This window comes from Escherichia sp. WS1152 (assembly GCF_046487665.1).
Lineage (GTDB): Bacteria > Pseudomonadota > Gammaproteobacteria > Enterobacterales > Enterobacteriaceae > Escherichia > Escherichia coli.
Genome location: NZ_JBJQJA010000006.1, coordinates 111,806 through 136,065 on the forward strand (window position 1 = coordinate 111,806; position 24,260 = coordinate 136,065).

General features: G+C 53.2%; 21 protein-coding genes and 2 tRNA genes. 11 read left to right on the forward strand and 12 right to left on the reverse strand.

Going from position 1 to position 24,260, the window contains the following annotated elements; translation table 11 throughout:
- Nucleotides 1-62: 62 nt before the first annotated feature.
- The 8 genes from ACJHW7_RS11725 to mltB all read right to left on the reverse strand — a co-directional run bounded on the left by ACJHW7_RS11725 (nucleotide 63) and on the right by mltB (nucleotide 7,340).
- Nucleotides 63-139: transfer RNA gene (locus ACJHW7_RS11725), tRNA-Arg, on the reverse strand.
- A 3-nt stretch (nucleotides 140-142) separates the two neighbouring features.
- Nucleotides 143-235: transfer RNA gene (locus ACJHW7_RS11730), tRNA-Ser, on the reverse strand.
- 316 nt (nucleotides 236-551) lie between these two features.
- Complete coding sequence (gene csrA / locus ACJHW7_RS11735; protein ID WP_000906486.1) at nucleotides 552-737, reverse strand: carbon storage regulator CsrA; 186 nt, start codon at nucleotides 735-737, stop codon at nucleotides 552-554.
- Nucleotides 738-971: 234 nt separating this feature from the next.
- Complete coding sequence (gene alaS, locus ACJHW7_RS11740; protein ID WP_072847820.1) at nucleotides 972-3,602, reverse strand: alanine--tRNA ligase; 2,631 nt, start codon at nucleotides 3,600-3,602, stop codon at nucleotides 972-974.
- A 127-nt stretch (nucleotides 3,603-3,729) separates the two neighbouring features.
- A complete protein-coding gene (recX, locus tag ACJHW7_RS11745; protein ID WP_000140515.1) occupies nucleotides 3,730-4,230 on the reverse strand; it encodes a recombination regulator RecX in 501 nt (166 codons plus the stop codon).
- A 242-nt stretch (nucleotides 4,231-4,472) separates the two neighbouring features.
- On the reverse strand, nucleotides 4,473-5,534 hold the full coding sequence (gene recA, locus ACJHW7_RS11750; protein WP_000963143.1) for a recombinase RecA: 1,062 nt from the start codon (nucleotides 5,532-5,534) through the stop codon (nucleotides 4,473-4,475).
- A 79-nt stretch (nucleotides 5,535-5,613) separates the two neighbouring features.
- Nucleotides 5,614-6,111 (reverse strand): nicotinamide-nucleotide amidase, encoded by a 498-nt coding sequence (gene pncC, locus ACJHW7_RS11755; RefSeq protein ID WP_000132231.1) that lies wholly within the window; start codon nucleotides 6,109-6,111, stop codon nucleotides 5,614-5,616.
- Between the two features lie 143 nt (nucleotides 6,112-6,254).
- A complete protein-coding gene (gene mltB, locus ACJHW7_RS11760; RefSeq protein WP_024227183.1) occupies nucleotides 6,255-7,340 on the reverse strand; it encodes a lytic murein transglycosylase B in 1,086 nt (361 codons plus the stop codon).
- A gap of 255 nt (nucleotides 7,341-7,595) precedes the next feature.
- Between mltB and srlA the strand changes: the two genes are divergently transcribed.
- From srlA to gutQ, 7 genes are all read left to right on the forward strand, one after another.
- A complete protein-coding gene (gene srlA, locus ACJHW7_RS11765; RefSeq protein WP_000573321.1) occupies nucleotides 7,596-8,159 on the forward strand; it encodes a PTS glucitol/sorbitol transporter subunit IIC in 564 nt (187 codons plus the stop codon).
- Nucleotides 8,156-9,115, forward strand: coding sequence for a PTS glucitol/sorbitol transporter subunit IIB (srlE, locus tag ACJHW7_RS11770; protein WP_000196929.1), 960 nt, complete (start codon nucleotides 8,156-8,158; stop codon nucleotides 9,113-9,115). The genes srlA and srlE overlap by 4 nt, the downstream gene beginning before the upstream one ends.
- A gap of 10 nt (nucleotides 9,116-9,125) precedes the next feature.
- A complete protein-coding gene (gene srlB / locus ACJHW7_RS11775) occupies nucleotides 9,126-9,497 on the forward strand; it encodes a PTS glucitol/sorbitol transporter subunit IIA (protein WP_000216209.1) in 372 nt (123 codons plus the stop codon).
- Nucleotides 9,498-9,500: 3 nt separating this feature from the next.
- The gene (gene srlD, locus ACJHW7_RS11780; RefSeq protein WP_001077351.1) at nucleotides 9,501-10,280 is read left to right on the forward strand and encodes a sorbitol-6-phosphate dehydrogenase; all 780 of its coding nucleotides are present in this window, start codon (nucleotides 9,501-9,503) and stop codon (nucleotides 10,278-10,280) included.
- Between the two features lie 105 nt (nucleotides 10,281-10,385).
- The gene (gene gutM, locus ACJHW7_RS11785; protein ID WP_021557120.1) at nucleotides 10,386-10,745 is read left to right on the forward strand and encodes a transcriptional regulator GutM; all 360 of its coding nucleotides are present in this window, start codon (nucleotides 10,386-10,388) and stop codon (nucleotides 10,743-10,745) included.
- 66 nt (nucleotides 10,746-10,811) lie between these two features.
- Nucleotides 10,812-11,585, forward strand: a complete 774-nt coding sequence (gene srlR / locus ACJHW7_RS11790) for a glucitol operon DNA-binding transcriptional repressor SrlR (RefSeq protein ID WP_000804543.1) — start codon at nucleotides 10,812-10,814, stop codon at nucleotides 11,583-11,585.
- Nucleotides 11,578-12,543: an arabinose-5-phosphate isomerase GutQ gene (gene gutQ, locus ACJHW7_RS11795; protein ID WP_001287415.1), complete on the forward strand. Its 966-nt coding sequence runs from the start codon at nucleotides 11,578-11,580 to the stop codon at nucleotides 12,541-12,543. The genes srlR and gutQ overlap by 8 nt, the downstream gene beginning before the upstream one ends.
- Here gutQ and norR read toward each other — a convergent pair.
- Nucleotides 12,540-14,054, reverse strand: coding sequence for a nitric oxide reductase transcriptional regulator NorR (gene norR / locus ACJHW7_RS11800; RefSeq protein WP_000010777.1), 1,515 nt, complete (start codon nucleotides 14,052-14,054; stop codon nucleotides 12,540-12,542). The genes gutQ and norR overlap by 4 nt on opposite strands.
- 186 nt (nucleotides 14,055-14,240) lie before the next feature.
- On the opposite strand from norR, the gene norV reads away from it, so the two are divergent.
- Together norV and norW are read left to right on the forward strand one after the other, a co-directional pair.
- A complete protein-coding gene (norV, locus tag ACJHW7_RS11805; protein WP_000029625.1) occupies nucleotides 14,241-15,680 on the forward strand; it encodes an anaerobic nitric oxide reductase flavorubredoxin in 1,440 nt (479 codons plus the stop codon).
- On the forward strand, nucleotides 15,677-16,810 hold the full coding sequence (gene norW / locus ACJHW7_RS11810; protein ID WP_000064748.1) for an NADH:flavorubredoxin reductase NorW: 1,134 nt from the start codon (nucleotides 15,677-15,679) through the stop codon (nucleotides 16,808-16,810). Before norV ends, norW begins: the two co-directional genes overlap by 4 nt.
- A gap of 127 nt (nucleotides 16,811-16,937) precedes the next feature.
- On the opposite strand, the gene hypF is transcribed toward norW, so the two are convergent.
- From hypF to ascG, 3 genes are all read right to left on the reverse strand, one after another.
- Nucleotides 16,938-19,190 (reverse strand): carbamoyltransferase HypF, encoded by a 2,253-nt coding sequence (gene hypF, locus ACJHW7_RS11815; protein WP_040235293.1) that lies wholly within the window; start codon nucleotides 19,188-19,190, stop codon nucleotides 16,938-16,940.
- Between the two features lie 152 nt (nucleotides 19,191-19,342).
- Entirely contained in the window at nucleotides 19,343-19,870 is a 528-nt protein-coding gene (hydN, locus tag ACJHW7_RS11820) for an electron transport protein HydN (protein WP_001078777.1), read from the reverse strand.
- 148 nt (nucleotides 19,871-20,018) lie between these two features.
- Nucleotides 20,019-21,029, reverse strand: a complete 1,011-nt coding sequence (gene ascG / locus ACJHW7_RS11825; protein ID WP_024227184.1) for a DNA-binding transcriptional regulator AscG — start codon at nucleotides 21,027-21,029, stop codon at nucleotides 20,019-20,021.
- 259 nt (nucleotides 21,030-21,288) lie between these two features.
- Between ascG and ascF the strand changes: the two genes are divergently transcribed.
- Both ascF and ascB read left to right on the forward strand, forming a co-directional pair.
- Entirely contained in the window at nucleotides 21,289-22,746 is a 1,458-nt protein-coding gene (gene ascF, locus ACJHW7_RS11830; RefSeq protein WP_001107859.1) for a PTS cellobiose/arbutin/salicin transporter subunit IIBC, read from the forward strand.
- 8 nt (nucleotides 22,747-22,754) lie between these two features.
- Nucleotides 22,755-24,179 carry a 6-phospho-beta-glucosidase AscB gene (gene ascB, locus ACJHW7_RS11835; protein WP_021557125.1) on the forward strand — a complete coding sequence of 475 codons (1,425 nt, stop codon included), beginning with the start codon at nucleotides 22,755-22,757 and terminating at the stop codon, nucleotides 24,177-24,179.
- Nucleotides 24,180-24,260: the final 81 nt, after the last annotated feature.

Here is a 24,260-nt window from a genome sequence, read left to right on the forward strand (position 1 = left end):
GGTGCCTGCGGTTAGTACCGCCACCTCTTCCATACCTTCATCGCTGAAAGTTACGGAGAATATGGTGCATCCGGGAGGATTCGAACCTCCGACCGCTCGGTTCGTAGCCGAGTACTCTATCCAGCTGAGCTACGGATGCAAATGGCGGTGAGGCGGGGATTCGAACCCCGGATGCAGCTTTTGACCGCATACTCCCTTAGCAGGGGAGCGCCTTCAGCCTCTCGGCCACCTCACCACACGCCTCTTACGAGTGCTTCGAAGAACTTGTTTATCGCTCATCGTCGCTGCGTGGCGCACATATTACTTTCTGAGACTTATAAGTCAAACAATTTTTCCCACACTTTTATCGTTTGCACACTTCACGCTCAATTAGTCTGTAAAAACGTCAAAAAGAGTGTTTTATCAACAGAAAAACGGAGGTCTGACAGATAGCAGTAATGTAAAAAATATGGAGACTTAAGTTGAATGAACGGGAGTAAAGCGAAAAGACTATAGAGTGAAGGAGAAATTTTGAGGGTGCGTCTCACCGATAAAGATGAGACGCGGAAAGATTAGTAACTGGACTGCTGGGATTTTTCAGCCTGGATACGCTGGTAGATCTCTTCACGGTGAACAGAAACTTCCTTCGGGGCATTTACGCCAATACGTACCTGGTTGCCCTTTACCCCTAAAACTGTCACGGTGACCTCATCCCCAATCATGAGGGTCTCACCAACTCGACGAGTCAGAATCAGCATTCTTTGCTCCTTGAAAGATTAAAAGAGTCGGGTCTCTCTGTATCCCGGCATTATCCATCATATAACGCCAAAAAGTAAGCAATGACAAACACATTACATCTAAGCAGTCATGGCATTACATTCTGTTAAACCTAAGTTTAGCCGATATACACAACTTCAACCTGACTTTATCGTTGTCGATAGCGTTAATGCGAATGCCGTGAAGCGAGTCCACGGCATTGCCTGACGCTTATATTATTGCAATTTCGCGCTGACCCAGCCTTTCACACTGGCTAACGCTGCAGGTAAGGCCGCAGCATCCGTACCACCGGCTTGCGCCATGTCAGGACGTCCACCACCCTTGCCGCCCACCTGCTGAGCGACCATACCAATCAGTTCCCCTGCTTTCACACGATCTGTGACGTCCTTAGATACGCCTGCAATCAGAGAAACCTTACCTTCGGCTACCGTTGCCAGCACGATAATTGTCGACCCCAGCTGATTTTTTAAATCGTCAACCATGGTACGCCACATTTTCGGCTCAACACCGCTAAGCTCGCTAACCAACAGCTTAACACCATTAACATCAATTGCCTTACTGGAAAGATTTGCGCTCTCCTGTGCGGCAGCTTGTTCTTTAAGCTGTTGTAGTTCTTTTTCTAACTGACGCGTACGTTCCAGTACTGAGCGCACTTTATCAGCCAGATTATTGCTATCGCCTTTCAGCAGATGCGCGACTTCGCTTAAGCGATCGCTGTCTGCATGAACGGTGGCGATAGCACCTTCTCCGGTTACCGCTTCGATACGACGAACGCCTGCAGCAGTACCCGATTCAGAGATGATGCGGAACAGACCAATATCACCAGTGCGGCTGGCGTGAGTACCGCCACACAGCTCGGTGGAGAAATCGCCCATGCTCAGCACGCGTACGCGCTCATCATACTTCTCGCCGAACAGCGCCATCGCACCTTTCGCTTTCGCCGCTTCGAGATCCATGATGTTGGTTTCGATCGGCAAATTGCGACGAATCTGTGCGTTCACCAGGTCTTCGACCGCACGAATCTCTTCTGGTTTCATCGCTTCGTTGTGTGAGAAGTCGAAGCGCAGCACCTTGTCGTTAACCAGTGAACCTTTCTGCGATACATGAGTACCCAGAACCTGGCGCAGCGCAGCATGCATCAGGTGCGTTGCGGAGTGATTCAGACGAATACGGGCGCGACGAGCCTCATCAACATCAGCCTGCACAGCGTCGCCCACTTTCAGAGAACCCGCAGCAAGTTTACCGATGTGACCAATCGCCTGGCCGTATTTCTGCGTATCTTCCACCACGAAGGAGAAGTTAGCGCCTTTCAGTTCGCCTTTATCACCAACCTGACCGCCGGATTCCGCATAGAATGGCGTTTGATCCAGCACGACCACAGCTTCCTGGCCTGCATTGATGGCATCAACCGCTTTACCATCAACAAACAGCGCGGTCACTTTGCCGTTCAGTTCCAGATGGTCATAGCCTTTAAATTCAGATGCACTGTCAACACGGATCATTGCGTTGTAATCGGCACCAAAGCCGCTGGCTTCGCGCGCGCGACGACGCTGCTCTTCCATTGCAGCTTCAAAACCAGCTTCGTCAACTTTGATGTTGCGCTCACGACAAACATCAGCCGTCAGGTCAACCGGGAAGCCATAGGTGTCGTACAGACGGAAAGCAGTTTCACCATCCAGCGTATCACCAGAAAGTTTTGCCAGCTCTTCATCCAGCAACGCCAGACCGCGCTCCAGAGTACGAGCAAACTGCTCTTCTTCAGTCTTCAGCACCTGCTCAACCTGCGCCTGCTGGCGTTTCAGGTCTTCACCCGCAGAGCCCATAACGTCGATCAGCGGACCAACCAGTTTGTAGAAGAAGGTTTCTTTCGCGCCGAGCATATTACCGTGACGCACTGCGCGACGAATGATACGACGCAGTACATAACCACGGTTTTCATTGGACGGCATTACGCCATCCGCGATCAGGAACGCACAAGAACGAATGTGGTCAGCGATTACGCGCAGCGATTTATTGCTAAGATCGGTCGCGCCAGTGACTTTCGCTACCGCCTGGATCAACGTGCGGAACAGGTCGATGTCATAGTTAGAGTTAACGTGTTGCAGCACCGCAGCAATACGCTCCAGACCCATACCGGTATCTACAGACGGCTTCGGCAGCGGTTCCATCGTGCCATCGGCCTGGCGGTTGAACTGCATGAAGACGATGTTCCAGATCTCAATGTAGCGGTCGCCGTCTTCTTCCGGACTTCCCGGAGGGCCACCCCAAATGTGGTCGCCGTGATCGTAGAAGATTTCGGTGCACGGGCCGCACGGACCAGTGTCACCCATCTGCCAGAAGTTGTCAGATGCGTATGGCGCACCTTTGTTATCGCCGATGCGAATAATACGTTCGCGCGGGATCCCGACTTCTTTTTCCCAGATTTCGTAGGCTTCGTCGTCGCTTTCATAGACGGTAACCCACAGACGCTCTTTCGGCAGGGCAAACCATTTTTCGCTGGTCAGCAGTTCCCATGCAAACTGAATGGCATCGTGTTTGAAATAGTCGCCGAAGCTGAAGTTGCCCAGCATTTCGAAGAAGGTATGGTGACGCGCGGTGTAACCGACGTTTTCCAGGTCGTTGTGTTTACCACCCGCACGCACACAGCGTTGGGAAGTGGTAGCGCGGGAATAATTACGCTTGTCGAGCCCAAGGAACACATCCTTGAACTGGTTCATCCCGGCGTTGGTAAACAACAAAGTTGGGTCGTTATGGGGTACCAGGGAGCTGCTGGCAACTACCTGATGTCCCTTACTATGGAAAAAGTCGAGAAACGCCTGACGGATCTCAGCGGTGCTCTTGCTCATAATTATCCTGAAATCAAGCTAACGAAATATCGCCACCAGCTCCAGCGTGTCTTAACCGCCGGGCTGGTAACTGAAAAGTGGGAATAAGATAAGTTTTCTTGACTGGGAAGTAAAATACCGTATGCGTTCAGTCGGCAAAATTTCGCCAAATATCCTGGATATCTTCCATCAGATAGCCACGATAGAGCAGAAAACGCTGGATCTTAACTTTTTCTGAAAAGACAGTTGACAAAGGTTCACCATATTTTCGCGTCGCCTGATCGCGCGCCAGTGCGCACCAGTCGATGTCACATTCACGCATCGCTTTTTCTGTCGCTTCGCGGGAAATACCTTTCTGATTCAGTTCCTGGCGAATACGCGCAGGTCCATAACCTTTGCGGCTACGGCTGGCGATAAAGCGCGCAACAAATCGGCTGTCATCGAGATAGCCATGTTCATGGCACCAGGCAATAACGCGCTCGTAATCTTCTTCCGTGGCATCAATCTCTTCCGGGCCATTTTTGCCCATAATCGGTGCCGCGAGTTTACGTCGCAGTTCTTGCTCACTGTGATCGCGCACCGCCAGAATGCGTACCGCACGATCCAACAGGCGAGCATATGCCGGGCGACGGGACGTTGATTCTGTCATGGCATATCCTTACAACTTAAAAAAGCAAAAGGGCCGCAGATGCGACCCAGGTTTTGCTGATAAACAGATTTAATAGTCAATGAGTGTGCAGAATGTTCCCGCAGGCCCAATTCGTTAGAGGATCGAGGTGAGAGTAATTTTTCACGCCAGTGCTGGCCTGTTCCCCTCACCCTAACCCTCTCCCCAAAGGGGCGAGGGGACCGTCCGTGCACACATTATCTATTATCATCAATAACGAACGATTAAAAATCTTCGTTAGTTTCTGCTACGCCTTCGCTATCATCTACAGAGAAATCCGGCGTTGAGTTCGGGTTGCTCAGCAGCAACTCACGTACTTTCTTCTCGATCTCTTTCGCGGTTTCCGGGTTATCTTTCAGCCAGGCAGTTGCATTCGCTTTACCCTGACCGATCTTCTCACCTTTGTAGCTGTACCACGCGCCTGCTTTCTCGATCAGCTTCTCTTTTACGCCCAGGTCAACCAGTTCGCCGTAGAAGTTGATACCTTCGCCGTAGAGGATCTGGAATTCAGCCTGTTTAAACGGCGCAGCGATTTTGTTCTTCACCACTTTCACGCGGGTTTCGCTACCCACCACGTTTTCGCCCTCTTTCACCGCGCCGATACGACGGATGTCGAGACGAACAGAGGCGTAGAATTTCAGCGCGTTACCACCGGTAGTGGTTTCCGGGTTACCGAACATCACACCAATTTTCATACGGATCTGGTTGATGAAGATCAGCAGCGTGTTGGACTGCTTCAGGTTACCCGCCAGCTTACGCATCGCCTGGCTCATCATACGTGCCGCAAGGCCCATGTGAGAGTCGCCGATTTCGCCTTCGATTTCCGCTTTCGGCGTCAGTGCCGCCACGGAGTCAACGACGATAACGTCTACTGCGCCAGAACGCGCCAGGGCGTCACAGATTTCCAGTGCCTGCTCGCCGGTATCCGGCTGGGAGCACAGCAGGTTGTCGATATCGACGCCCAGTTTACGTGCGTAGATTGGGTCCAGCGCGTGTTCAGCATCGATAAACGCACAGGTTTTACCTTCACGCTGCGCTGCGGCGATCACCTGAAGCGTCAGCGTGGTTTTACCGGAAGATTCCGGTCCGTAGATTTCGACGATACGGCCCATCGGCAGACCACCTGCCCCAAGCGCGATATCCAGTGAAAGCGAACCGGTAGAGATGGTTTCCACATCCATGGAACGGTCTTCACCCAGGCGCATGATGGAGCCTTTACCAAATTGTTTCTCAATCTGGCCCAGTGCTGCCGCCAACGCTTTCTGTTTGTTTTCGTCGATAGCCATTTTTACTCCTGTCATGCCGGGTAATACCGGATAGTCAATATGTTCTGTTGAAGCAATTATACTGTATGCTCATACAGTATCAAGTGTTTTGTAGAAATTGTTGCCACAAGGTCTGCAATGCATACGCAGTAGCCTGACGACGCACCGCATCACGGTCGCCGCTGAAGCATTCCCGCCGGGTAATGCCTTCACCGCGGGCAGTGGCAAAAGCAAACCAGACGGTGCCGACAGGCTTCTCTTCACTGCCGCCATCCGGCCCGGCGATACCACTAATAGACACGGCGTAATCAGCACGAGCCGCTTTCAGTGCGCCTATCGCCATTTCCACCACGACGGGTTCGCTCACCGCGCCATGCTGCGCCAGCGTCTCTTCGCGTACGCCGATCATTTGCGCTTTCGCTTCGTTACTGTAGGTGACAAATCCGCGTTCAAACCAGGCGGAACTGCCGGCAATATCGGTAATCACTTTCGCTACCCAACCGCCGGTACAAGACTCAGCAGTTGTTACGGTTGCGCCACGGGCTTTCAGCGCCTGCCCAACCTGTTCGCTTAACTGCATCAGTTCACTGTCAGTCATCACAACCTCTGTCAGTCAAAAATTTATGCCGGACAAGATAGCACTTTCGTCAGGAAGATGGTGTTGGCGTTGCAATTTTACGAGGAGGATTCAGAAAAAAGCTGATTAGCCAGAGGGAAGCTCACGCCCCCTCTTGCAAATAGTTACTGCACGCGCGCCAGCGCCACGGCTTGTCCTAACTGCCAGACCGCCATTGCGTAATGGGTGCTGTGGTTATAACGGGTAATGGTGTAGAAGTTCGGCATACCGTACCAGTACTGGTAACCGGTACCGACATCCAGACGCAGCAGGCTGGCTTGTTGATGGTTGCCCAGCGGCTGCTGTGGCGTTAAACCTGCCGCGGCAAGCTGCGAAATGCTGTACTTGGTTTTGAAGCCATTTGGCAAGCCTGGAGCCTGACCGTTTGCCATTACCGCGACCTGATCGCCTTTCACCCAGCCGTGCGCTTTGAAATAGTTCGCCACGCTACCGATCGCATCAACCGGCTCCCACAGGTTGATATGCCCATCGCCGCTGAAATCCACTGCATATTGTTTGTAAGACGACGGCATAAACTGTCCGTAGCCCATCGCCCCGGCAAAGGAACCTTTCAGATTGAGCGGATCGTCCTGCTCGTCGCGCGCCATCAACAGGAAGGTTTCCAGCTCGCCAGAGAAATACTCCGCGCGGCGTGGGTAGTTAAATGACAGCGTTGCCAGCGCATCGAGGATGCGAGTTTTCCCCATCACGCGCCCCCAGCGGGTTTCAACGCCGATAATCCCGACGATAATTTCCGGCGGTACGCCATACACCTGCCACGCGCGATTCAACGCATCTTCATACTGATTCCAGAAAACCACACCGTTCTGTACATTGTCCGGCGTAATAAATTTTTTGCGATAACGCAGCCATGCGCCGTTCGGACCTGATGGCGGTTTCACCGATGTCGTTGGTGCCTGGTTATCCATCAGCCGCAGTACCGAATCCAGACGTTTCGCCTGGGAGAGAATTTCCTGCAACTGCTGACGATCGAAACCGTGTTTGTTCACCATTTTGTCGATGAACTGCTGGGCATTCGGGTTATTAGCGAAATCGCCGCCCATCTGCATCACATTGTGCTGCGGCTCAAGCAGGAAGCCGCCAGACGGCGTTCCGGTGGTCGTTTCAGTCTCAGTAGGTTTTGGCTTGCTGCTACAGGCGGCAAGCAACACAAAAAGGGGAAGCAATGTTACATAACGACGCTTGAACATGAGGGGTCCATTTAACAGATTCAACCAGGGGCAAGTATGGTAAAGCATCACGCCCCGCACAAGGAAGCGGTAGTCACTGCCCGATACGGACTTTACATAACTCAACTCATTCTCCTCGCTATCCTTTTACTCAAACTTTCAAATTAAAATATTTATCTTTCATTTTGCGATCAAAATAACACTTTTAAATCTTTCAATCTGATTAGATTAGGTTGCCGTTTGGTAATAAAACAATAAATCCTGAAGGAGAGAACAATGATAGAAACCATTACTCATGGTGCAGAGTGGTTTATCGGGCTGTTCCAAAAGGGCGGAGAGGTGTTTACCGGGATGGTGACCGGCATTCTTCCGCTGTTGATTAGCCTGCTGGTTATCATGAACGCACTGATTAATTTTATCGGTCAGCATCGTATTGAACGTTTTGCTCAACGTTGCGCCGGTAACCCTGTTTCCCGTTACCTGCTGTTACCGTGCATTGGCACGTTTGTCTTTTGCAATCCGATGACCTTAAGCCTGGGTCGCTTTATGCCGGAAAAGTACAAACCCAGCTACTACGCGGCGGCCTCTTATAGCTGCCACTCAATGAATGGCCTCTTTCCCCATATCAACCCTGGCGAACTGTTTGTTTATCTTGGCATTGCCAGCGGTCTGACAACGCTGAACCTGCCACTTGGCCCACTGGCGGTGAGCTATCTGCTGGTTGGTCTGGTCACCAACTTCTTCCGCGGCTGGGTGACCGATCTGACCACCGCTATTTTTGAGAAAAAGATGGGCATTCAACTTGAACAAAAAGTTCATCTGGCAGGAGCAACATCATGACGCGTATTCGGATCGAAAAAGGAACGGGTGGCTGGGGCGGCCCGCTTGAGCTGGAAGCCACGCCGGGCAAAAAAATCGTCTATATCACCGCCGGTACCCGGCCTGCGATTGTCGACAAACTGGCACAGCTTACTGGCTGGCAGGCTATTGACGGATTTAAAGAAGGTGAACCCGCGGAGGCAGAAATTGGCATTGCGGTAATCGACTGTGGCGGCACATTACGCTGCGGCATCTATCCGAAACGACGTATTCCCACCATTAATATCCACTCGACGGGCAAGTCCGGTCCACTGGCGCAGTACATTGTGGAAGATATTTATGTCTCTGGTGTAAAAGAAGAAAACATCACTGTAGTGGGTGATGCGACACCACAACCCTCTTCCGTAGGCCGTGACTATGACACCAGCAAGAAAATCACCGAACAAAGCGATGGTTTACTGGCGAAGGTGGGAATGGGTATGGGTTCTGCCGTAGCCGTGTTGTTTCAATCTGGTCGTGACACCATCGACACTGTATTAAAAACCATTCTGCCGTTTATGGCATTCGTTTCGGCGCTCATTGGCATCATTATGGCTTCTGGCCTTGGTGACTGGATTGCCCACGGCCTTGCTCCGCTGGCGAGCCATCCACTGGGTCTGGTCATGCTGGCGCTCATCTGCTCCTTCCCACTGCTTTCACCTTTCCTGGGCCCAGGCGCAGTTATCGCACAGGTTATCGGCGTATTGATTGGCGTGCAGATTGGTCTCGGCAATATTCCGCCGCATCTGGCTTTACCTGCACTGTTTGCCATCAACGCGCAGGCGGCCTGCGACTTCATTCCAGTCGGTTTGTCGCTGGCGGAAGCCCGTCAGGACACGGTTCGCGTCGGTGTCCCTTCTGTTCTGGTGAGCCGCTTTTTAACCGGCGCACCGACTGTACTGATCGCCTGGTTTGTCTCCGGTTTTATCTATCAATAGAGGCTGAAACATGACCGTTATTTATCAGACCACCATCACCCGTATCGGCGCGAGTGCCACTGACGCCCTCAGCGACCAGATGCTCATCACCTTTCGTGAAGGCGCGCCTGCGGATCTCGAAGAGTATTGCTTCATTCATTGCCACGGCGAGTTGAAAGGTGCACTCCATCCCGGTTTGCAATTTACGCTCGGGCAGCATCGCTATCCGGTGACCGCCGTTGGCAGCGTGGCGGAAGACAACCTTCGCGAACTGGGTCATGTCACCCTGCGCTTCGATGGTTTAAACGAAGCGGAATTTCCGGGCACTGTCCATGTAGCAGGCCCTGTACCCGACGATATCGCGCCGGGATCGATTTTGAAGTTTGAATCTGTTAAGGAGTAAAAAATGAATCAGGTTGCCGTTGTCATCGGTGGTGGGCAAACCTTAGGCGCGTTCCTGTGCCACGGTCTGGCTGCCGAGGGGTATCGCGTCGCGGTTGTCGATATTCAGAGCGACAAAGCCGCAAATGTGGCACAAGAAATTAACGCCGAATATGGTGAAGGAACAGCGTACGGTTTTGGTGCTGACGCCACCAGCGAGCAAAGCGTTCTGGCGCTCTCTCGTGGGGTAGATGAAATCTTTGGTCGCGTGGATTTACTGGTCTACAGCGCCGGAATTGCAAAAGCAGCCTTTATCAGCGATTTCCAGCTCGGCGATTTTGACCGTTCGCTACAGGTGAACCTGGTTGGCTATTTCCTGTGTGCGCGTGAATTTTCGCGTTTGATGATCCGCGACGGGATTCAGGGGCGCATTATTCAGATCAACTCGAAATCCGGCAAAGTGGGCAGCAAACACAACTCTGGCTACAGCGCCGCGAAATTTGGTGGCGTCGGGCTGACTCAATCACTGGCGCTGGATCTGGCGGAGTACGGTATTACGGTTCATTCACTGATGCTAGGTAACCTGCTGAAATCGCCGATGTTTCAGTCGCTATTGCCACAATATGCCACCAAGCTGGGTATCAAACCGGATCAAGTCGAGCAGTATTACATCGATAAAGTACCGCTCAAACGCGGCTGCGATTATCAGGACGTACTGAATATGCTGTTGTTCTACGCCAGTCCTAAGGCATCGTACTGCACTGGTCAGTCGATCAATGTCACCGGCGGTCAGGTGATGTTCTGATTAACAGCGGAGATCCGTTAAGGATCTCCGTGAGACTAATAGAATGCCTGATGCGCTACGCTCATCAGGCCTACAGGACTTCCGCCACTACATTAAGGAAAAGTTATGGTATCCGCACTCATCACTGTCGCCGTTATCGCCTGGTGTGCGCAACTGGCCTTAGGCGGCTGGCAAATTTCTCGTTTTAACCGTGCCTTCGACACACTATGCCAGCAAGGGCGGGTTGGCGTGGGCCGTTCCAGCGAGCGCTTTAAACCGCGGGTCGTGGTCGCCATCGCCCTGGACGATCAGCAGCGCATCGCCGACACCTTGTTTATGAAAGGACTGACCGTCTTCGCCCGACCGCAAAAAATTCCCGCAATTACCGGCATGCATGCGGGTGATTTACAGCCCGATGTGATCTTTCCCCATGATCCACTATCACAGAATGCTCTATCATTGGCGCTTAAACTGAAACGTGGATAATTTCGTTGTGAATGTTACTTGCTTGCGAAGTTATCATTTTGAAACCTAAATCAGGTAATCACGCCCATGAAACCTCGTCAGCGTCAGGCCGCCATTCTGGAGTATCTGCAAAAGCAGGGTAAATGCTCGGTTGAAGAATTGGCGCAATACTTTGACACCACAGGCACAACCATTCGCAAAGATCTGGTCATTCTGGAACATGCCGGAACCGTCATTCGTACTTATGGCGGAGTGGTGTTGAATAAAGAGGAATCCGATCCGCCTATCGATCATAAAACACTCATCAACACCCACAAGAAAGAGCTGATAGCAGAAGCTGCCGTTGGTTTTATTCATGATGGCGATTCGATCATTCTTGATGCTGGCAGCACCGTTTTGCAGATGGTGCCTCTGCTCTCGCGCTTTAATAACATCACGGTGATGACCAACAGCCTGCATATCGTCAATGCGCTATCCGAACTGGATAACGAACAAACTATCCTGATGCCAGGCGGAACGTTTCGTAAAAAATCGGCCTCATTTCACGGGCAGCTGGCAGAGAATGCCTTCGAGCATTTCACCTTCGACAAATTATTCATGGGTACTGACGGCATCGATCTCAATGCGGGCGTAACCACCTTCAACGAGGTCTATACCGTCAGTAAGGCAATGTGCAATGCCGCGCGCGAAGTGATTTTGATGGCGGACTCATCAAAGTTTGGCCGTAAAAGCCCCAACGTAGTTTGCAGTCTTGAAAGCGTCGATAAGCTGATTACCGACGCAGATATCGATCCGGCGTTTCGTCAGGCGCTGGAAGAGAAAGGGATCGATGTGATCATAACCGGAGAGAGCAATGAGTGAAGCACTACTGAACGCGGGACGTCAGACGTTAATGCTGGAATTGCAGGAAGCAAGCCGTTTACCGGAACGTCTGGGCGATGATTTTGTTCGCGCCGCCAATATCATCCTGCACTGCGAAGGCAAAGTGGTGGTTTCGGGAATTGGCAAATCGGGCCACATTGGTAAGAAAATCGCCGCAACGCTTGCCAGTACCGGCACACCGGCTTTTTTTGTCCATCCGGCAGAAGCGCTGCACGGCGATCTGGGGATGATCGAAAGCCGCGATGTGATGCTGTTTATCTCTTACTCCGGTGGGGCGAAGGAACTGGATCTGATTATTCCGCGTCTGGAAGACAAATCTATCGCGCTGCTGGCGATGACCGGCAAACCGACGTCACCGCTGGGCCTGGCGGCGAAAGCGGTGCTGGATATCTCCGTAGAACGCGAAGCCTGCCCGATGCACCTTGCGCCGACCTCCAGCACCGTCAATACCCTGATGATGGGTGACGCGCTGGCGATGGCAGTCATGCAGGCGCGCGGATTTAATGAAGAAGATTTTGCCCGCTCCCACCCTGCTGGAGCACTGGGCGCTCGCTTGCTGAATAAAGTGCATCATCTGATGCGCCGTGACGATGCCATCCCACAGGTGGCGTTAACCGCCAGCGTGATGGATGCGATGCTGGAACTCAGCCGCACCGGTCTGGGGCTGGTGGCGGTATGTGACGCTCAACAACAGGTACAAGGCGTCTTTACCGACGGCGATTTACGTCGCTGGCTGGTTGGCGGCGGCGCACTCACCACGCCAGTCAATGAAGCGATGACGACAGGCGGCACCACATTACAGGCACAAAGTCGCGCCATCGACGCCAAAGAGATCCTGATGAAGCGCAAAATCACTGCCGCACCGGTGGTAGATGAAAACGGCAAACTCACCGGCGCAATTAACCTGCAGGATTTCTATCAGGCCGGGATTATTTAATCCTTCATTCCCAGACGTTTCGCCAGCCGATGCAGGTTGGCGACGTCGGTTTCCAGCATCCGCGCGCAGGCAGCCCAGTTGTGATGATTTTGTGCCAGCGCCTGACGAATAGTTTCACGCTGGAACGCTTCTGTCGCTTCACGCAGGTTTTGCTTAACAACGGGCACCGCCGCCACTTCTGGCGTCGGCAACGTCACCTCAGGAAAAGCAAAATGTTGCGCCTCAAGAATCACTTCATCGCCGTTGCGGGTGGCTCTCGACAGCACTACCGCCCGATGAATAGCATGTTCCAGTTCGCGCACGTTCCCCGGAAAACGATAGTGTTGCAGTAAATTTCGCGCTCCGGCACTTAATACCACGCGGGAGAGCCCCAGCCGCAAACGACACTGCTCGCAGAAATACCCCGCCAGCAGAATGACATCATCGCCCCGCTCACGCAGCGGCGGCACCGAAAGTGGAAACACGCTCAGGCGATGAAACAAGTCAGCGCGAAATCGCCCTGCCAGCACCTCTTCGCGTAAGTCGCGGTTAGTCGCCGCCAGCACGCGCACATCGACCCGCAAACTGCGGTCATCGCCAACGCGCTGAATATCGCCATACTGCAACACCCTCAGCAGCTTGGCCTGCAATGCCAACGACAACTCGCCGATCTCATCCAGAAACAGAGTGCCGTTATCCGCCATTTCAAACTTCCCGCTGCGGTTACTGATTGCGCCAGTAAACGCTCCTTTCACATGCCCGAACAGTTCACTTTCCGCCACACTTTCCGGCAGTGCGGCACAGTTGAGATAGACCAGCGGATTCACCGCCCGTGGCGAGGCTTCATGAATCGCTTTCGCCACCAGCTCCTTACCGGTTCCCGTCTCACCGCTGATCAGGACGTTGAGATCGGACGCCGCCACAATCTCAATCTCTTTTTTCAGTTGCGTCATGCCAGGGGACAAGCCAATCATCTGCGTCTGTTTCACCGCTTCAAACGGCGTGGCATCGCCTGGCATCATATTCTGGCTTTCCAGTTGTTCAATCAGCAACGCATTGCTTAACGCTCCCGCCGCCAGCGCAGCAATCAGCCGTAGCTCTTCGTCGCTGAAAACATCGAACTGATCGGGCTGCATCCCGTCGAGCGTCAGTGCGCCGATCAGGTTTTGCCCGGCAAACAATGGCAGACCAACGCAGGCGTGAACCTTCAGACTCTCCTGCCCAGGAATCAAACCGTCATAGGGATCGGGCAATTCGCTGTCTGCGGGAAAGCGCACCACATCCCCGGCGCGGGCAATCGCTTCCAGGCGTGGATGCCCTTCCAGCGCAAAGCGTCTACCGAGTACATCCTTTGCCAGACCGTCGATGGCAAGCGGAATAAACTGCCGCGAATCGTAACGTAGCAACGCAGACGCATCGCACTCCAGCACCTGACGTAGCGTGGTGATCAGGCGCTGAAAACGATCCTGATGACCAATCCCACGCTGCAATTCGATGGCGATATTCGCCAGCACATCAACGGAAAAACTCATCTTTGCCTCACTGTCAATTTGACTATAGATATTGTCATATTGACCATTTGATTGATAGTCATTTTGACTACTCATTAATGAGCATAATTTTATTTATAGAGTAAAAACAATCAGATAAAAAACTGGCACGCAATCTGCAATTAGCAAGACATCTTTTTAGAACACGCTGAATAAATTGAGGTTGCTATGTCTATTGTGGTGAAAAATAACATTCATTGGGTGGGTCAACGTGACTGGGAAGTGCGTGATTTTCACGGCACGGAATATAAAACGCTGCGCGGCAGCAGCTACAACAGCTACCTCATCCGCGAAGAAAAAAACGTGCTGATCGACACCGTCGACCATAAATTCAGCCGCGAATTTGTGCAGAACCTGCGTAATGAAATCGATCTGGCGGATATCGATTACATCGTGATTAACCATGCAGAAGAGGACCACGCTGGGGCGCTGACCGAACTGATGGCGCAAATTCCCGATACGCCGATCTACTGTACTGCCAACGCTATCGACTCGATAAATGGTCATCACCATCATCCGGAGTGGAATTTTAATGTGGTGAAAACTGGCGACACGCTGGATATCGGCAACGGCAAACAGCTCATTTTTGTCGAAACACCAATGCTGCACTGGCCGGACAGCATGATGACTTACCTGACAGGCGACGCGGTGCTGTTCAGTAACGATGCTTTCGGTCAGCACTACTGCGACGAGCATCTGTTCAACGATGAAGTGGATCAGACGGAGCTTTTCGAGCAGTGCCAGCGTTACTACGCCAATATCCTGACGCCGTTCAGCCGCCTGGTAACGCCGAAAATTACCGAGATCCTGGGCTTTAACTTACCAGTCGATATGATAGCGACCTCCCACGGCGTGGTCTGGCGCGATAACCCGACGCAAATTGTCGAGCTGTACCTGAAGTGGGCCGCTGATTATCAGGAAGACAGAATCACCATTTTCTACGACACCATGTCGAATAACACCCGCATGATGGCTGACGCTATCGCCCAGGGGATTGCGGAAACCGACCCACGCGTGGCGGTGAAAATTTTCAACGTCGCCCGAAGCGATAAAAACGAAATCCTGACCAATGTCTTCCGCTCAAAAGGCGTGCTGGTCGGCACTTCGACGATGAATAACGTGATGATGCCGAAAATCGCCGGGCTGGTGGAGGAGATGACTGGTTTACGCTTCCGTAACAAACGCGCCAGTGCTTTCGGCTCTCACGGCTGGAGCGGCGGTGCGGTGGATCGTCTTTCCACGCGCCTGCAGGATGCGGGTTTCGAAATGTCGCTTAGCCTGAAAGCCAAATGGCGACCAGACCAGGACGCTCTGGAGTTATGTCGTGAACACGGTCGCGAAATCGCCCGTCAGTGGGCGCTCGCGCCGCTGCCGCAGAGCACGGTGAATACGGTGGTTAAAGAAGAAACCTCTGCCACCACGACGGCTGACCTCGGCCCACGGATGCAGTGCAGCGTCTGCCAGTGGATTTACGATCCGGCAAAAGGCGAGCCAATGCAGGACGTTGCGCCAGGAACGCCGTGGAGTGAAGTCCCGGATAACTTCCTCTGCCCGGAATGCTCCCTCGGCAAAGACGTCTTTGAAGAACTGGCATCGGAGGCAAAATGAGTAACGGCATTGTGATCATCGGTTCGGGCTTCGCCGCCCGCCAACTGGTGAAAAATATTCGCAAACAGGACGCCACTATTCCATTAACCCTGATTGCCGCCGACAGCATGGATGAGTACAACAAACCTGACCTCAGCCATGTTATCAGTCAGGGGCAACGTGCCGATGACCTTACCCGCCAGACGGCGGGTGAATTTGCCGAGCAGTTTAATCTGCACCTGTTTCCACAAACCTGGGTGACGGATATCGATGCCGAAGCCCGTGTGGTGAAAAGCCAGAATAATCAGTGGCAATACGACAAGCTAGTACTGGCAACCGGTGCCAGTGCCTTTGTCCCGCCTGTGCCTGGGCGTGAGTTAATGCTGACGTTAAATAGTCAGCAAGAGTATCGCGCCTGTGAAACGCAACTGCGGGATGCCCGACGCGTGTTGATTGTTGGCGGTGGTTTGATTGGTAGCGAACTGGCGATGGATTTTTGTCGTGCAGGCAAAGCGGTCACGCTAATCGACAACGCTGCCAGTATTCTGGCGTCATTAATGCCACCGGAAGTAAGCAGCCGCTTGCAGCATCGGTTGACGGAGATGGGCGTTCATCTGTTGTTGAAATCTCAGTTGCAGGGGCTGGAAAAAACAGATTCTGGCATTCTGGCAACGCTGGACCGCCAGCGCAGTATCGAAGTGGATGCGGTAATTGCCGCCACCGGACTGCGCCCGGAAACCGCCCTGGCACGACGCGCCGGGCTGACGATTAATCGCGGCGTTTGCGTCGATAGTTATCTGCAAACCAGTAATGCCGATATTTACGCGCTGGGCGATTGCGCGGAAATTAACGGTCAGGTATTGCCGTTCCTCCAGCCGATTCAACTTAGCGCGATGGTGCTGGCAAAAAATCTTCTCGGCAATAACACGCCACTGAAACTACCGGCGATGCTGGTGAAAATCAAAACGCCGGAATTACCGCTGCATCTGGCAGGCGAAACCCAGCGTCAGGATTTACGCTGGCAAATTAATACCGAACGCCAGGGAATGGTGGCGCGCGGCGTTGACGATGCTGACCAGCTTCGCGCCTTTGTGGTCAGTGAGGATCGGATGAAAGAGGCATTTGGATTGTTGAAAACATTGCCTATGTAGGTGGGCTACTGTGCCTAAAATGTCGGATGCGACGCTGGCGCGTCTTATCCAACCTACGGGGACGCATGTGTAGGCCGGATAAGGCGTTTACGCCGCATCCGGCAATGGTGTCCAAATGCAACACGTTTTATCCGTTCTGGACTTCACCCGCTAACCAACGCGCCGCAGCAATAACCCCCTGCCCCAGAGACAAACCGCCATCACCCGCCGGTAAACTCTGTGGAAAGAGCAATGTGAAATCAGCGAGATAATGCGCCAGACGTGCACGCAGCAAACGGTTATGAATAACCCCGCCGCTAAATACCAGCGTAGTGATACCACGCATCGTGGCCTGCTCACGCATCAACGCGGCAAAACCCTGCGCCAGCGCATCATGAAACGCCCACGCGCGTTGATTAACCGGTGCCTGCCAGTTCAGCCACTGCTGCCAGAAAGTGGCGAGATCCAGTTGATTGTCCACCAGCGGCATTGTCACCGGATGCGTCACTCCGTGGCACGAAGCTGCGAGTGCCTCCAGAGCACAAGCCGCTTCACCTTCATAACTTAACGTGGCTGGCGCACAGCCCAGTGCCGCCGCCACGGCATCGAACAACCGCCCACACGATGACGCCAGCGGCGCGTTAATTCCACGCTCAATGGCCCGCGCCAGCACGCTCCAGTTTTGCTGTTGCACACTTGCTGTTTCAGAATAATTCTGCCACTCCGGCACAAAGCGCAGGCACTGCACCAGCAGGTTTCGCCACGGCTGCGTCGCCGCCAAATCGCCACCCGGAAGCGCCACTGCAGGCAAGCCGCCCAGGTGCTCACATTCGCGATAGTTCACCCGCAGACACTCGCCGCCCCACAAAGCGCCGTTCTCCCCCATACCGATACCATCGAGCGTCAAAGCAATGACATCACCGCCATCCAGCGGCCACTGATGCTCTGCCAGACACGCCGCTGCGTGGGCATGATGATGCAGCACCGTTTGCGTCGGCATATTCATTTCGCTCGCCCACTGGCTGGAGACATAGCCCGGATGCACGTCATGCACAACGTATTGCGGAGTGAAATCGTAGATGTTTTGCATCAGGCGTAACGCTTCGCGCCACTGCATCTGGATGCCATCGTCACTTAAATCGCCCAGATGCTGACTCAACACCGCTTGTTCACCGCGCACCAGGCAGAAGGTGTTTTTCAGATCCGCGCCAAGACACAGCACAGGCGGAACATTTTTAAAGCCCGGAGGCAAAACCAGCGCATCCGGCACATACCCGCGTGAACGGCGCAGCATTTCGCCGCTTTCGCGCACCACCGAATCATCCATCCGCTGCACGATGTCGCGGTTATGTATCAAGAATCCGTCGGCAATGCCCTGCAAATCCGCCAGCGCCTGTTCGTTGCTGATAGCTGGTGGTTTACCGCTCAGGTTGCCGGAGGTCATCACCAGCGGGCATTGCAGTTCCTGTAACAGCAAATGCTGGAGCGGGTTCGCAGGCAACATTACCCCGACTTCGTTAAGGCCAGGGGCGATATCATCACAAAGCTCAGGAACGTATTTTTTATCCACCAGCACAATCGGCGCGGCGGGCGTGGTAAGCAACTGGCGCGCAGCGTCTGGTAAACCGTCAGCCACTGGCAACATGACCGCCAGCGGTTTCGCCGGGCGATGTTTGCGCGCCCGAAGTGTCGCCACCGCGTTACTGTTACGTGCATCGCAGGCAAGATGAAATCCGCCAATCCCTTTGATGGCGACAATGTTGCCCGCTTTTAGCTGTGCGATAGCTGCCTGTAATGCCGCCTCTTGTTCCGCATGTTCACCATGACTTACCCATTCAAGATGCGGGCCACACTCCGGGCAGGCCACCGGCTGGGCGTGGAAGCGACGATCGAGCGGGTCGCGGTACTCTTTATCACAGGCTGGACACAGCGGAAACGCCGCCATCACGGTAAACGGGCGATCGTAAGGCATGGCGCGAATAATGGTGAAGCGCGGGCCGCAGTGGGTACAGTTGATAAATGGATAACGATAACGCCGTTCGCCTGGGGTATTCATTTCGGCAAGGCAAGCAGAGCAAGTAGCGGCATCCGGGACAATTTGCGTATTCATGGCACCTCCCGCGCTCTGGCGGATGGTGAACTCAGTGGGCAGTTGTGACCAGATGTACGGCTCACGCTCGACGCTATCAATACGCGCCAGCGGCGGGCAGTGCTGATGCAATTGAACAAGAAACGTTTCCGGGTCTTCCAGCAGCCGGACTTCTACTCCATCGCCGTCATTACAGACATCGCCGTGAAGATTTAATTGCTGTGCCAGTTGCCAGACAAACGGACGAAAACCGACGCCCTGCACTTTGCCACGAATACGCAGTTGAACACCGCAAGATGTGTTTTTTGACATTGAGTTATTCCCGCCATCATGAATTGCGTAACCCGCCCAGCCGGACACGACAGCGTCGCATCCGGCAGTCACAGGTCGGCGATACCGCCCGCTCCGTATTCTACGAATATTTCCGGGAATTCCTTTGATGCCAGAACAGTTCTGTAAGATTTTTAGAACATCAGCGCCGTACGGCGGCGTTTTTCTGCGCTCAGTTGTTCAAGTTTATTGCGATCGACACAAATTAGCGCATGGGTCGGGCAAGCCGCCATACACGCCGGGCCGTCTTCACGATGGTTGCACAGGTCGCATTTATTGGCTTCGGCTTTGTCAGCCCGTACATTCAGCCCTGCGCCGCTGTTGCGAATCACCGGACGTACCACCACTTCCATCGCGCCATACGGGCAAGCCACAACGCAGGTTTTGCAACCAATGCAACGTTCCTGCATCACATGAACAAACCCTTTATCACGGCTGATAGCACCATTCGGGCAGACGTTAGCGCACGGTGCATCTTCACACTGACGGCAAACTGTCGCCGTGGAAATGTTCACACCTTTAATGACATGGATACGCGGTAAAAATGTTTCCGGGGTCAGCGATGCACAGTCCTGATTTTCCTGATGAGAAACCACGCACGCCACTTCACAGGTACGGCAACCAATACATTTACTCGCGTCAGCAATGATGAAACGGTTCATCAAATTCTCCAGCAATGACAGTTAATGCGCCGATACATTCACAAATCATGCCAGTTTTTAATTCACTGTTATTTAAGGAAATTAATTTCTGTAATGCAGGAAAAAAGATGTCATCGACACTAGTGACGATGACATGTGATGACAATGTTTATCGCGAAAGAGCAATGAGTGAGTCGCGGCGGATCAGTTTTCCGCTGAAGGTTTTCGGCGGTGAGAAATCCCCGCCATCGAGCATAAAAATCAGCCGTCCAATAATTTCCTGAATCATCTCAGTCACCGGAATTTTTACGCTGGAGAGCGCCGGAACGATATAGGGGGCAATTGCGATATCATCGAATCCGATAACTGACACCTGCTCTGGCACCGCTACGCCGCGCTCGTGTAACGCTTTCATCGCACCTATCGCCATATCGTCGTTACTGGCAACTAACGCGCTAAATTTAGCCCCACGTTCGAGCAACATTTCTACCCCTTCGGCCCCGCTGGCAGGTGTCCATTTACCGTTAGCGATAAGTTTTTCATTGAGCGCAATACCATGCTGCGACAGCGCGTCTTTATACCCGGCAAGACGTTCAATGCTGGTGGGGGAATCCATCGAGCCGGTAAGGAAAGCAATCTCCTGATGCCCGGCGTTTATCAACTCTGCCACGGCGTTAAAACTGGTCTGTTTATGATCGCACCAGACGCTATGGCTGCTGTTTTTGCGCAGGCGGCGATTAAGCACCATTATCGGCTGACTGTGCGCGTCAATGATGTCATCGATCTCATCCACGCTTAAAAAACGCGGGTAAATCATAATGGCGTCGCAGCGCAAATCCAGCAGATACTGAATCGCCTGGCGCTCTTCTTCGGCGCTGTGTTTACCATCTGCCAATAGCAACTGCCGCCCTTTCTCTTCCGCCATTCGCGCGGCATGAAAGAGTAATTCACTAAAATAAATGCCGTGGTAAAGCGTGTTGGTCACTACCAGCCCCAGCGTCTGAGTACTCTTCGCCGACAGATTGCGCGCCAGCAAGTTTGGGCGGTAACCGCTCTCTTCTACCGCCTGAAACACGCGATCTTTAGTCTCCTGGCTGACGTAGCCATTACCTGAAAGCACGCGGGAAACGGTCGCTTTTGAAACCCCGGCGCGCTTCGCCACTTCCAGCATCGTCGTCATCATTTTCATCCCTTTACACGCAATCAACGCAGTGTACTGCACCGTTTGCCGATTGTCCTTGCGCAATCGGCGGGAAAAATATTCAGGTGACCGGTTTCACAAATATAAAAAATGAACAATTAACTCTCTTGCTTATTTAGTGACAACTATTCATGATTTTGTGAAACCGGTTTCCTAATTCCGTTTCAGCATCGGCATTTTTCCGTCACGTCGACTGATAACAACTACATCTACCCTACTGATAACAGGATAAAATCCGATGGCCAAAAATTATGCGGCGCTGGCACGCTCGGTGATAGCGGCACTGGGCGGCGTTGATAACATCTCGGCAGTCACGCACTGTATGACGCGTTTGCGCTTTGTTATCAAAGATGACCAGCTTATCGACAGCCCGACGTTAAAAACCATCCCCGGCGTGCTCGGCGTGGTACGTAGTGACAACCAGTGTCAGGTGATTATCGGCAATACCGTTTCACAAGCCTTTCAGGAAGTCGTCAGCCTGCTGCCGGGAGATATGCAGCCCGCACAGCCCGTAGGTAAACCCAAACTCACGCTACGTCGCATTGGTGCGGGGATCCTCGATGCGCTGATCGGCACCATGTCACCGCTGATCCCGGCGATTATCGGCGGATCGATGGTCAAACTGCTGGCGATGATCCTCGAGATGAGCGGCGTGCTGACAAAAGGATCGCCGACCTTAACCATTCTGAATGTGATTGGTGACGGTGCTTTCTTCTTCCTGCCGCTAATGGTCGCGGCATCTGCCGCCATCAAATTTAAAACCAATATGTCGCTGGCGATTGCCATCGCGGGTGTGCTGGTACATCCGAGTTTTATTGAACTGATGGCGAAAGCGGCCCAGGGGGAACATGTCGAATTTGCCCTGATCCCGGTCACCGCGGTGAAATACACCTACACGGTGATCCCGGCGCTGGTGATGACCTGGTGCCTGTCATATATCGAACGCTGGGTGGATCGCATTACACCGGCGGTGACCAAAAACTTCCTCAAGCCAATGCTGATTGTGTTGATTGCCGCACCGCTGGCAATCCTGCTGATTGGCCCGATTGGTATCTGGATCGGTAGCGCCATTTCGGCGCTGGTTTACACCATTCATGGTTATCTGGGCTGGCTTTCAGTCGCCATTATGGGCGCGCTGTGGCCTCTGCTGGTAATGACCGGGATGCACCGCGTCTTTACGCCAACCATCATTCAGACCATTGCCGAAACCGGCAAAGAAGGGATGGTCATGCCGTCAGAGATCGGCGCTAACCTGTCGCTGGGCGGTTCATCACTGGCGGTGGCGTGGAAAACGAAAAACCCGGAACTGCGCCAGACGGCGCTCGCAGCGGCGGCATCAGCCATTATGGCGGGGATTTCCGAACCGGCGTTATACGGCGTGGCGATCCGCCTGAAACGTCCGCTTATCGCCAGTCTTATCAGCGGTTTTATTTGCGGCGCGGTTGCCGGTATGGCGGGGCTTGCCAGCCACTCAATGGCAGCGCCGGGGTTATTTACCAGCGTGCAATTCTTCGATCCGGCGAATCCAATGAGCATCGTCTGGGTGTTCGCGGTCATGGCGCTGGCGGTGGTGCTGTCGTTTATCCTCACACTGTTGCTCGGCTTTGAAGATATTCCTGTTGAGGAAGCGGCTGCCGAGGCGCGAAAGCATCAGAGCGTACAACCGACCGTCGCCAAAGAAGTAAGTCTTAATTGAGGATGAAAATGTCAGTATTTCCAGAAGGTTTTTTATGGGGCGGCGCGCTTGCCGCCAACCAGTCTGAAGGTGCGTTCCGTGAAGGTGGCAAAGGGCTGACCACGGTCGATATGATCCCGCACGGCGAGCATCGAATGGCGGTGAAACTGGGACTGGAAAAACGTTTTCAGTTGCGCGATGACGAGTTTTATCCCAGCCATGAGGCGACGGATTTTTATCATCGTTATAAAGAAGATATCGCCCTGATGGCAGAGATGGGATTCAAAGTGTTCCGTACCTCAATTGCCTGGAGCCGCCTCTTCCCGCAGGGTGATGAACTGACGCCCAACCAGCAGGGCATTGCTTTTTACCGTTCTGTCTTTGAAGAGTGTAAAAAGTACGGTATCGAACCGCTGGTCACGTTGTGCCACTTCGATGTGCCGATGCATCTGGTCACCGAATATGGCTCCTGGCGTAACCGCAAGCTGGTGGAGTTTTTCAGCCGCTACGCCAGGACCTGCTTTGAAGCATTTGATGGTCTGGTGAAATACTGGCTAACCTTCAATGAAATCAACATTATGTTGCATAGCCCGTTCTCCGGCGCGGGTCTGGTGTTTGAAGAAGGTGAAAATCAGGATCAGGTGAAATATCAGGCCGCGCATCACCAGCTGGTTGCCAGTGCGCTAGCCACCAAAATCGCCCATGAGGTTAACCCGCAAAATCAGGTGGGCTGTATGCTGGCGGGCGGCAACTTCTACCCTTACAGTTGCAAGCCGGAAGATGTCTGGGCGGCGCTGGAGAAAGACCGGGAAAACCTGTTTTTTATCGATGTGCAGGCGCGGGGCGCGTATCCGGCTTACTCTGCCCGCGTATTCCGCGAAAAAGGGGTAACCATCGACAAAGCACCGGGCGATGATGAAATCCTGAAAAACACCGTCGATTTTGTCTCTTTCAGCTATTACGCCTCGCGCTGCGCCTCGGCGGAGATGAACGCCAACAATAGCAGTGCGGCGAACGTGGTGAAATCGCTGCGTAACCCATATTTACAGGTAAGCGACTGGGGCTGGGGAATTGATCCACTCGGTCTGCGTATCACCATGAACATGATGTACGACCGCTATCAGAAGCCGCTGTTTCTGGTGGAAAACGGCCTCGGCGCAAAAGATGAACTTGCTGCCAATGGCGAGATTAACGATGACTATCGCATCAGCTATTTACGCGAACATATCCGCGCAATGGGCGAAGCGATTGCAGATGGCATTCCGCTGATGGGCTACACCACCTGGGGCTGTATTGATTTAGTTTCCGCCTCAACGGGTGAAATGAGCAAACGCTACGGTTTTGTCTACGTAGACCGTGACGACGCAGGCAACGGTACGCTGACGCGCACGCGTAAGAAATCATTCTGGTGGTATAAAAAAGTGATTGCCAGTAATGGTGAGGATTTAGAGTAAGCAACCGTGCCGGATGCGGCGTGAACGCCTTATCCGGCCTACATAGTTCGTGCGACATGTAGGCCCGATAAGCGCAGCGCA